Origin of the sequence: Actinotignum urematis, assembly GCF_051264595.1 — a bacterium.
GTDB lineage: Bacteria > Actinomycetota > Actinomycetes > Actinomycetales > Actinomycetaceae > Actinotignum > Actinotignum timonense_A.
In genome coordinates this window covers 140,871-150,230 of record NZ_JBOZBG010000001.1, presented here as the reverse complement: position 1 = coordinate 150,230, position 9,360 = coordinate 140,871, and the positions used below count along the sequence as shown (strand labels likewise).

9 protein-coding genes are annotated in these 9,360 nt (G+C 61.6%); all 9 read left to right on the top strand.

The genetic code is table 11. The features are described from left to right. Positions 1 to 239 precede the first annotated feature (239 nt). The 9 genes from ftsZ (at position 240) to dnaE (ending at position 9,338) form a co-directional block, all read left to right on the top strand. Positions 240 to 1,451, top strand: coding sequence for a cell division protein FtsZ (ftsZ, locus tag ACRQDJ_RS00685; RefSeq protein ID WP_284904164.1), 1,212 nt, complete (start codon positions 240 to 242; stop codon positions 1,449 to 1,451). Between the two features lie 81 nt (positions 1,452 to 1,532). Continuing rightward, the gene (locus ACRQDJ_RS00680; RefSeq protein WP_284904163.1) at positions 1,533 to 2,348 is read left to right on the top strand and encodes a purine nucleoside phosphorylase YfiH/LACC1 family protein; all 816 of its coding nucleotides are present in this window, start codon (positions 1,533 to 1,535) and stop codon (positions 2,346 to 2,348) included. Positions 2,349 to 2,388: 40 nt separating this feature from the next. After that, positions 2,389 to 2,796 carry a cell division protein SepF gene (locus tag ACRQDJ_RS00675; RefSeq protein WP_284889610.1) on the top strand — a complete coding sequence of 136 codons (408 nt, stop codon included), beginning with the start codon at positions 2,389 to 2,391 and terminating at the stop codon, positions 2,794 to 2,796. Further along, on the top strand, positions 2,796 to 3,089 hold the full coding sequence (locus tag ACRQDJ_RS00670) for a YggT family protein (RefSeq protein ID WP_284904162.1): 294 nt from the start codon (positions 2,796 to 2,798) through the stop codon (positions 3,087 to 3,089). Before ACRQDJ_RS00675 ends, ACRQDJ_RS00670 begins: the two co-directional genes overlap by 1 nt. Before the next feature lie 96 nt (positions 3,090 to 3,185). Next, on the top strand, positions 3,186 to 3,767 hold the full coding sequence (locus tag ACRQDJ_RS00665) for a DivIVA domain-containing protein (RefSeq protein WP_016442554.1): 582 nt from the start codon (positions 3,186 to 3,188) through the stop codon (positions 3,765 to 3,767). Between the two features lie 5 nt (positions 3,768 to 3,772). Next, positions 3,773 to 4,330 carry a signal peptidase II gene (gene lspA, locus ACRQDJ_RS00660; RefSeq protein ID WP_284904161.1) on the top strand — a complete coding sequence of 186 codons (558 nt, stop codon included), beginning with the start codon at positions 3,773 to 3,775 and terminating at the stop codon, positions 4,328 to 4,330. Position 4,331: 1 nt separating this feature from the next. Continuing rightward, positions 4,332 to 5,252, top strand: coding sequence for an RluA family pseudouridine synthase (locus ACRQDJ_RS00655; protein ID WP_284904159.1), 921 nt, complete (start codon positions 4,332 to 4,334; stop codon positions 5,250 to 5,252). Beyond that, a complete protein-coding gene (locus tag ACRQDJ_RS00650) occupies positions 5,249 to 5,794 on the top strand; it encodes a GNAT family N-acetyltransferase (protein ID WP_284904158.1) in 546 nt (181 codons plus the stop codon). The genes ACRQDJ_RS00655 and ACRQDJ_RS00650 overlap by 4 nt, the downstream gene beginning before the upstream one ends. Positions 5,795 to 5,804: 10 nt before the next feature. Further along, complete coding sequence (gene dnaE / locus ACRQDJ_RS00645; RefSeq protein WP_284904157.1) at positions 5,805 to 9,338, top strand: DNA polymerase III subunit alpha; 3,534 nt, start codon at positions 5,805 to 5,807, stop codon at positions 9,336 to 9,338. The last annotated feature ends 22 nt before the right edge of the window (positions 9,339 to 9,360 follow it).

The following is a 9,360-nucleotide window of genomic DNA, read 5'->3' as shown; positions in this document are numbered from 1 at the left end:
ACCGCACCGTTCCACGGCGCCATCGCACCGTTCCATACGAATCGCGCACCGTTCCAGGCTATTCCCGCACCGTAGTGCCCCACTGCAGTATCGTTCCACCCGATTTCGACCCAGCAGAGCAAACCACTTCGCAACACACCAGCGCGGGGAATTGCACCGTTGTCATTCACCTACTATCTTTTCCGCGAAGTCAGGAACGAAAAACCTCAAGTTTTACTTGAGGTTCGGGAGGAAAACTCATGGCCGTAGTCAATAACGCCGCCAATATCAAAGTCATCGGGGTCGGCGGGGGCGGTGTCAACGCTGTTGACCGTATGATTCAAGACGGACTTGCCGGTGTGGAATTTATTGCCGTTAACACCGACGGGCAGTCCCTGGTGAAATCCGAAGCGGAAACCAAACTCGATATTGGTCGCGAGGTTTCTAAGGGCCTGGGAGCGGGTGCGGATCCCTCGGTGGGTAAGCGCGCCGCGGAAGAAAACGTGGAAGTTATCCAAAGCGCCCTCGAAGGCGCGGATATGGTGTTCGTCACTGCTGGTGAAGGCGGAGGGACCGGCACCGGTGCCGCCCCCGTGGTTGCCAAGGTGGCTCGGGATTTGGGAGCGCTGACTGTCGGCGTCGTGACCCGTCCCTTTGAATTTGAAGGTGCCCAGCGTGCCAATAACGCCTCCATGGGTATTGCGGAACTGCGTCAAGCGGTGGATACCCTCATTGTTATCCCCAATGATCGCCTCCTGGAGATCGCCGAAGAAGACCTCACCATTATTGAGGCCTACCACCTCGCCGATGAGGTGCTGCGCTCGGGCGTCAAGGGAATTTCGGATCTTATTACCATTCCGGGTCTGGTTAACCTCGACTTCGCGGACGTCAAGGCCATTATGAAGGACGCGGGCACCGCCCTCATGGGTATTGGCTCGGCCTCCGGGGAAGATCGGGCGGTGCGCGCCACCGAAAGCGCCATCTCCTCCCCGTTGCTGGAAGCCTCCATCGACGGTGCACACGGCGTACTTATTTCCTTCCTGGCCGGTGCGGACTTCGGTATGAAGGAGCTTGCCTCCGCTTCCAAGATGGTCAAGGAAGCGGTGGATCCGAACGCGAATATTATCGTTGGCCAGATTATCGATGAATCCCTTGGCGACGAGGTGCGCGTGACGGTGATTGCCGCGGGCTTCGACGAGGCACGTGACCACCTTTTGCAGATGGATGGCGTGCCCGCCGGGCACGATACCGTGGAACCCATCGAAGATCTGGCCCCGGTCGAACCCGAACCAGAAGTCGAAGCCGTGGCGAGCCCGGCCCACCCGGTGGCCAGCCCCACCTATACGCCGGCCCAGCCCGAAGCGCAGCCGGCTGCGCAGCGCCCGGGAACTCACCGCGCCATCCCGCCGCGGGTGGAAGAACCCCAGCGCTCCGATCTGGATATCCCCTCCTTCCTCTTCGAGGAAAACTAGGAAAACCGCGGAAAATCAAGGGAAACCCCGGAAAAGCTCGAAAACTCAGGGAAACATAGGACATAGGAAACTCAGGCATCAATGACTCGTAGCGCGCTGGTGGAGTGGGTAGCGGATATCTCCGTGCCCGGTGGCCGCATCCGGGCGGGATTCACATCCCGCGCCGGTGGGGTATCCCGCGCTCCTTTTGCGGGCCTCAATGTGGCCCACCACGTCGGGGATGACCCCGCCACCGTGGAGCGTAACCGAGCTCTGCTCGCAGCGCAGATCGGGCAGCGCCCCGTCTATATGGACCAGGTGCACGGGGACCACCTTGAAGATGCCGGCGTTCTGACTTCCGCCGGCACCTTCGTGGCCCCCGACACCGACGGCCTCCTCATTGACATCCCGCTTAGCTCGGGCGCCGCACCGGTACCGAGGGGTGCTGCCGCGGTGGTCATGGTGGCCGATTGCCTCCCGCTGCTCCTAGTGGCGCAGGATCGCCGGGCCGGGGCGGCCGTTCACGTGGGCCGGCGCGGGTTGGAGGCCGGTATCGGGCCGGCTGCGGCACGTGCCCTGGGGCCGGAGCACCTCATCGCCTACCTTGGCCCGTCCATCTGCGGGCGCTGCTACGAAGTGCCCGAGGAGCTCCGGGCTAGCGTCGCGGCGCGCATCCCCGAGGCTGCCGGGCGCACCGCCTGGGGCACGCCCTCCCTCGATATTGCGGCCGGGCTCACCGCTCAGCTGCGCGCCGTCGGTGTGTCTGAGATCCACGTCAGTCCTCGGTGCACCCGCGAAGATCCAGATTTTTATTCTTACCGACGTGCATCGCGCACCGGCCGCTTCGCCGGCGTGCTCGCGGTGGACTGCAACGCCCCAGCGGCGCGCCGTGCTGACAAGGCCGGGCGCGTCGCCTAACGTAAAACGAGAACAGCGAGAAGGGTTGGCTGCTATGGGAATGTTCCAGCGTTTTGTCTCCAAGGCAACGCTTAACGACGACGAGTACCTGGATTACCAGGACGATGCCGATTACTACGAAGATGATTACGAGGCCGAAGCGGAAAGCCCCGTCAGCGAAATTCACGCTGTGGAGCAGCCGGTCGATATCGCCCGCATCATCACCGCTAAGCCGCGTTCCTTCACCGAGGTGCGGGGCTTCGCCGAACAATTCCGCGACGGCCTGCCCGTCATTATCAACCTGGCGGAAGCCGACGACGTTGCACGCAATCGCATTGTCGATTTCGCCACCGGGATCTGCTTCGGGCTACACGGGGATCTCAATAAGATTTCCGCGGACGTGCTGCTCATGACCCCGCGCACCGTCCGCATGGAAAACCAGCGCCCGGAGTCGCGTGATTCGTTCTAATGGCAGTACTTGGAATCATTCTTTCCACCCTCATCAGCATCTATCTTCTGGTGCTGCTCGCGCGGGTGATTATTGATCTGGTGACCATTGCGGCGCGTGATTGGCGCCCCAGTGGCGCCCTTCTCGTTATCGTTAATATCGTCTACGCACTCACGGACCCGATTCTCAATATGGTGCGCAAAATCATCCCGCCCCTGCGGCTGGGAGGCATCGCGATTGACATCGGTTTCATCGTTGTTTTTATCGTGCTTCAAATCCTCAATGGGATAATTTTACGTATCTTTGTCTCGTAGTTCGCCCAGATGAGGTAGGCTTTATCCGAGAGCCGTGTGCTCATAACACAGCCACGTGCTCTTAACACAGTTTCGTTACACTACTTGAGGTGAGAAATGGCAATGCTCACGGCACAGGATGTCATGGATGTCCGCTTTAAGCGCCCGGAAACCGCGGAGACCGGTTACGACGAGGTACAGGTCGACGAATTCCTTGACGCGATCTACGAAACCATCGTCGATTTGTCGAAGCAGCTCCAGGAAGCGGAGAATCGCGCCACCGTCGCCGAAGCGCGCGTGACCGAACTCCAGAACGGTTCGGGTGAAGAACCCGCAGCGCCGGACCAGGCCACAACCACCGCGTCCTTCGCTCAACCCACCGGCACCGTTGGGGAACAGGCCGCCGCCGTGCTTCAGATGGCGCAGCAGACCTACGAAGAACTCGTGGCCCGCGGTGAAACCGAGAAGGCTCAGAAGATCCAGGATGCGGAAACCCGCAGTGCCAAGATCATCGAGGATGCCGAAGCTCAGTCCAACCGCACCCTGGCCCAGCTGGAGCAGGAACGCGGCCTGGTGGAGCGCAAGATCTCCGAGCTGCGTGACTTCGAGCGTGATTACCGCACGCGCCTGCACAGCTACCTGGAGACGCTGCTCGCCAACGTCGATTCTGGCGCGCAGGAACCCGAAGCTCGTAACTAGTGCGTATGGTGAGGCGAAGCACCTCGTGGTTCCTCATCCTCGTGGGGGCGCTGGCCGTGGTGGCCATCGACCAACTCACGAAGCAGTGGGCCATCGCTAACCTCAGCCAAACGGAGCGCATCGCCATTGTGGGGGATGCCCTCGGGCTGCACCTGGTCTTCAACCCGGGTGCAGCATTCTCACTGGGGGCAAATTCCACCCGCGCCATTACCTCCATCGCGCTTGTCGTGGTGCTCGCGGTTTTCCCCGTCCTCGCGGCACGGGTACGCCACCGCTGGATCGGCGTGGGCCTGGCTCTCATGTGGGGCGGCGCGGCCGGCAACCTCATCGACCGGATCTTCTTTGAGCCGGGTGGTTTCGCCGGGCACGTGGTCGATTTCATCGCCTACTTCGACTGGTTCGTGGGAAACGTGGCCGATATTGCGCTGGTGGCCGGGGCCGTGATCATGATCGCTGTCGCGTTTTTTATGAACGACGGCGCAGCTCGGGCCAGCGCGGACTCCGGCTCCGTATCCGCATCAGCCTCCATGCCAGCACCTGGCAAGTCGGAGCGAGGCGAGTAGCATGTGGCGGACCTACCCGGTCACGGAAGAATTTAATGAGGCCCGTATCGACGCGGCGATCGCGCGCCTGACCGGCCTCTCGCGCGCGGAAGTGCAACGCCTTATCGATGCCGGGGATGTTCTTCTGGACGGCAACCCGGTAGCGAAATCCGTCCGGCTGCGCGCGCCGAGCATCCTGGAAATCAATATTCCTACCCCGCGCACCGTTGCCCCGCGCGGGGGAGATGTCACCATCCCCATCCTCTACGAAGATGCCGATCTGGTGGTGGTGGATAAACCGGCCGGCCTGGCGGCCCATCCCTCCCTCAATTTCACCGGCCCGGATGTGCTGGGCGCCCTCATGAACGCCGGGGTGCAGCTCTCCGCCTACGGACCGGCCGAACGCAAGGGTATTGTGCATCGCCTAGATGTGGGCACCTCAGGGTGCATGGTGGTGGCGAAATCAGAACGCGCCTATGTGCTGCTCAAGGATGAGTTCCGCAACCGCGTTCCCGAAAAGATCTATCACGCCCTCGTGCAGGGGCATCCCGACCCGCTCTCCGGCACCGTGGATGCCCCCATCGGGCGCGATCCGCGCCACCAGTGGAAAATGGGGGTGCGGGCGGATGGGCGCCATTCCATCACCCACTATGACACCCTCGAAGCGATGGCCGGCGGCAGTCTTCTCCAGGTTCACTTGGAAACCGGACGCACCCACCAGATCCGGGTGCACATGTCCGCCCTCGGCCACCCCTGCGTGGGGGACGCCACCTACGGGGCTGACCCGGGCCTGAGTGAAACCCTGGGGCTCACCCGCCAGTGGCTGCACGCCACCCGCCTCGGCTTTGAGCACCCCGATGGCAGCTGGCGCGAATTCGAGGCACCCTACCCGGAGGACCTCGCCACCGCTCTCGAGCGCATGCGCGCGGGAGTTTTTTCATGACGACGGCGCACGACGGCGCACCGCTGGACGGTGCGCCGCGCCCCACCACCCCGCCGCCTGCCGCGCCAGATACCACCGCGCCGCACCGCGGCGCCACCCAGCTGCGTTGGCTCGAGGGAGACCTGGAGCGGGCTCGCGCCCTCCGTATTGAGGTTTTCTGCGGGGAACAAGGCGTACTGCTGGAAGAAGAACTCGACGATATCGACGAACGCGCCCACCACGTCGTCGTCGAAAATAATGCTGGTGAAGCATTAGGTGCCGCGCGGGTCTACGCAACCACCGAAGGTGTCGTACACCTGGGGCGCGTCTGCGTGCGCCGTTCCGCCCGCGGGCTAGGCGTGGGGCGCTTCCTGTGCGAGGCCGCAGCCGAGGTAGCGCTGCGCGAATTTGGACACGCCGGGCAGGTGCGGATCATCCTCGACGCCCAGGAGGACAAAATCGGCTTCTACCGGGCCCTCGGCTACGAACTCACCGCTCGCGCACCCTTCCTGGACGCGCGCATCTGGCACCGGGAAATGGCGCGGGTAGTGAGCGCTGGATAGACTAGGCCCCATGGCCGCTCCCTCAGATTTCGTTCACCTCCACACCCATACCGAATACTCCCTGCTGGACGGGGCGGCGAAAATTAAGCCGCTGGTGGCGCAGGCCGTCGCCCAAAAGCAAAGCGCCCTGGCCATCACCGACCACGGCTACTGCTTCGGCGCCTACGAGTTTTACCGGGCCTGCAAGGACGCCGGCATCAAACCGATTATCGGGGTGGAAGCCTATATGACCCCGGGGACCTCGCGATACTCGAGCAACCGGGTGCTGTGGGGGGATGAATCACAGCGCAGCGATGACGTCTCGGCGCGCGGGGCCTATACCCATATGACTTTGCTCGCCACCAATAACACCGGGATGCATAACCTCTTCCGGCTCGATTCGCGCGCCTCGCTGGAAGGCCAGATGGGCAAATGGCCCCGCATGGATATCGAGCTCCTTGAGGAACTGCACGAAGGCCTTATCGGCACCGCCGGCTGCCCCTCCGGGGAGGTACAAACCCGGTTGCGGCTGGGCCAGCACGCCGAAGCCCTCGAGGCCGCCGGGCGCATGCAGGAGATCTTCGGTAAAGAGAACTACTTCGTGGAAATCATGGACCACGATAATGAGATCGAGCGGCGCACCCGCAATGACCTGCTTGACCTCGCCAAGAAAATCAATGCGCCGCTGCTGGCCACCAATGATTCGCATTACGTGCGCGCGGAGGACCATTCCGTCCAGGACGCCATGCTCTGCATTAATTCCGGTTCCACCCTCCAGGATCCCAACCGTTTCAAATTCGACGGGCACGGCTACCACCTGCGTTCCACCGAGGAAATGTACAAGCTCTTCGGGGATCTGCCCGGGGCGATGGAAAACACCCTGCTGGTGGCCGAACGCTGCAATATTTCCTTCACTACCGCCGCTGAAGGCGCCAATTACATGCCGGTCTTCCCGGTGCCCGACGGGGAGGACATCACCTCCTGGTTCATTAAGGAAGTCGAACGCGGCCTGCATTCGCGCTACGGGGAATATATTCCCGATCACGTGCGCCAGCGTGCCAATTACGAAGTGGAAGTCATTGTGCAGATGGGCTTCCCCGGTTACTTCCTGGTGGTTTCCGATTACATTCTGTGGGCCAAACGCAATGGCATCCGGGTGGGGCCGGGGCGTGGCTCCGGGGCCGGCTCCATGGTGGCCTACGCGCTGCATATCACCGAACTTGACCCCATCGAACACGGCCTCCTCTTTGAACGTTTCCTCAACCCGGAACGCGTATCCATGCCCGATATTGACGTGGACTTCGATGAACGCCGCCGCGGGGAAGTTATCGCCTACGTGGAAGATAAATACGGGCATGACAAAGTCTCCCAGGTGGTCACATTCGGCACTATTAAAACGAAGCAGGCCCTCAAGGATGCGTCCCGGGTGCTTGGCTACCCCTTCGAAATGGGCGAACGCCTCACCAAGGCCCTCCCGCCCTCGGTCATGGGCAAGGACATCCCGCTTTCTGGCGTGTTCGATGAGAAGAATTCCCGCTATATGGAAGCCGGGGAATTCCGCGATATGGTCTCCACCGACGTGGATGCCAAACGCGTTTTCGACCTGGCCCAGGGCATCGAAGGCCTCACCCGCCAGTGGGGCGTGCATGCCTGCGCCATCCTCATGTCCTCCGTGCCCCTCACGGACGTGATCCCGGTGATGAAACGCCCGGCCGACGGCGCGGTCATCACCCAATTCGAATACCCCGAATGCGAGGACCTCGGCATCCTCAAAATGGACTTCCTGGGGCTCTCCAACCTCACCACCATTGAGGACGCCCTGGAAAATATCGTGGCGAATAATAAAGATCCCCTCGATATTGATAATGTTCCCCTCGATGATGAGCGCACCTTCGAGTTGCTCCAGCATGCCGATACCCTCGGTATTTTCCAGCTGGATGGTTCGGGCATGCGCACCCTGCTCAAGCAGATGAAACCCACCAACTTCGAGGACATTTCCGCCGTGTCCGCGCTCTATCGCCCCGGCCCCATGGGGATGAATTCCCACACCAATTACGCGCTGCGGAAGAACGGGCTGCAGAAAATCGAGGCGATCCACCCCGAGCTGGAGGAGATCCTCGAACCGATTCTGGCCCCCACCTACGGCCTGATCGTCTATCAGGAACAGATCATGCAGATCGCCCGGACGGTGGCCGGCTTCACCATGGGCCAGGCAGATTCGCTGCGTAAAGCCATGGGCAAGAAGAAAAAAGACGTCATGGATAAGATGTACGTCGATTTCGAATCCGGGATGGTGGCCCAGGGCTTTAGCAAGGACGCGGTGAAAACCCTGTGGGGCACCATGGAGCCCTTCGCGTCCTACGCCTTCAATAAGTCCCATTCGGCCTGCTACGGCGTGATTTCCTACTGGACGGCCTACCTGAAAGCCCACTACCCGGTGGAATACATGGCGGCCCTCCTCACCTCCCGCAAAGACAATAAAGACAAAATGGCGGTCTACCTCGGGGAAGCCCGCCGCATGGGCATCAAGGTTTTGGTGCCCGACGTGAACGAATCCCTGGCGAATTTCTCCGCAGTGGGGGAGGAGATCCGCTTTGGCCTGTCCGCGGTGCGTAACGTTGGCGCGAAAGTCGTGGACGGCATTATTAGCGCCCGTGAAGAGAAGGGCGCTTTCACCTCCTTCCAGGACTTCCTCGATAAGGTCCCCCTCGAGGTCCTCAATAAGCGCAGCGTGGAATGCCTCGTGCGTGCCGGGGCTTTCGACTCGATGGGCTACACCCGCCGCGCCTTGCTCTCCAAAGTCGCCGAGGCGGTAGACGCCGTCGTCGCCCTAAAGAAAAATGAAGCGGTGGGGCAATTCGATTTGTTCGGCGGTTCGGAAATCGCCGGCGGGGTAGAGGTCGATATCCCCGAGCTGCCCGAATGGGATAAACGCGAAAAGCTCAACCTCGAGCGCGATATGCTCGGCCTGTATGTATCCGACCACCCGCTTTCGGGCATGGAACATATTCTGGACCGTGCGGCAGATACCACGGTGGTGCGTCTTTTGGACGACGACGCCGCAACGGACGGGCGGACTGTGACATTAGCCGGACTCGTCACAGCTGTCCAGCCGCGCATCTCCAAGAAAAACGGGAAGATGTGGGCGACGATCGTCCTGGAAGATATGACGGGCAGTACCGAAATTAACTTCTTCCCGGCCACCTACCAGACCGTGGCTGGGCTGCTCGCCCCGGACCAGGTAGCGATTATTACGGCGCGCGTCTCGGATCGGGATGGCAATATTCAGCTCTCCGCCCAGGATATGAAAATCCCCAGCGGTGACCTGCTCCCGGATTCGCCCGTGGATGTGCAGCTTGCTGAACGTATCTGCACTCGCGATCTGCTCGGGCAGCTGAGCGATTTGCTGCGCACCTACCCGGGTAGCGCCCCGGTGCGGCTCCATATCCAGCGCCCCGGGCGTACCTCGGTGGTGCAGGTGGGCCAGGAATTTTACGTCAAACCCGAAGCGCGTTTCTTCTCTGATCTCAAGGTGCTCCTTGGGCGCAACTGCGTGGTGTCGTAGCGTCGCGGCGGCGTTGCGAGGC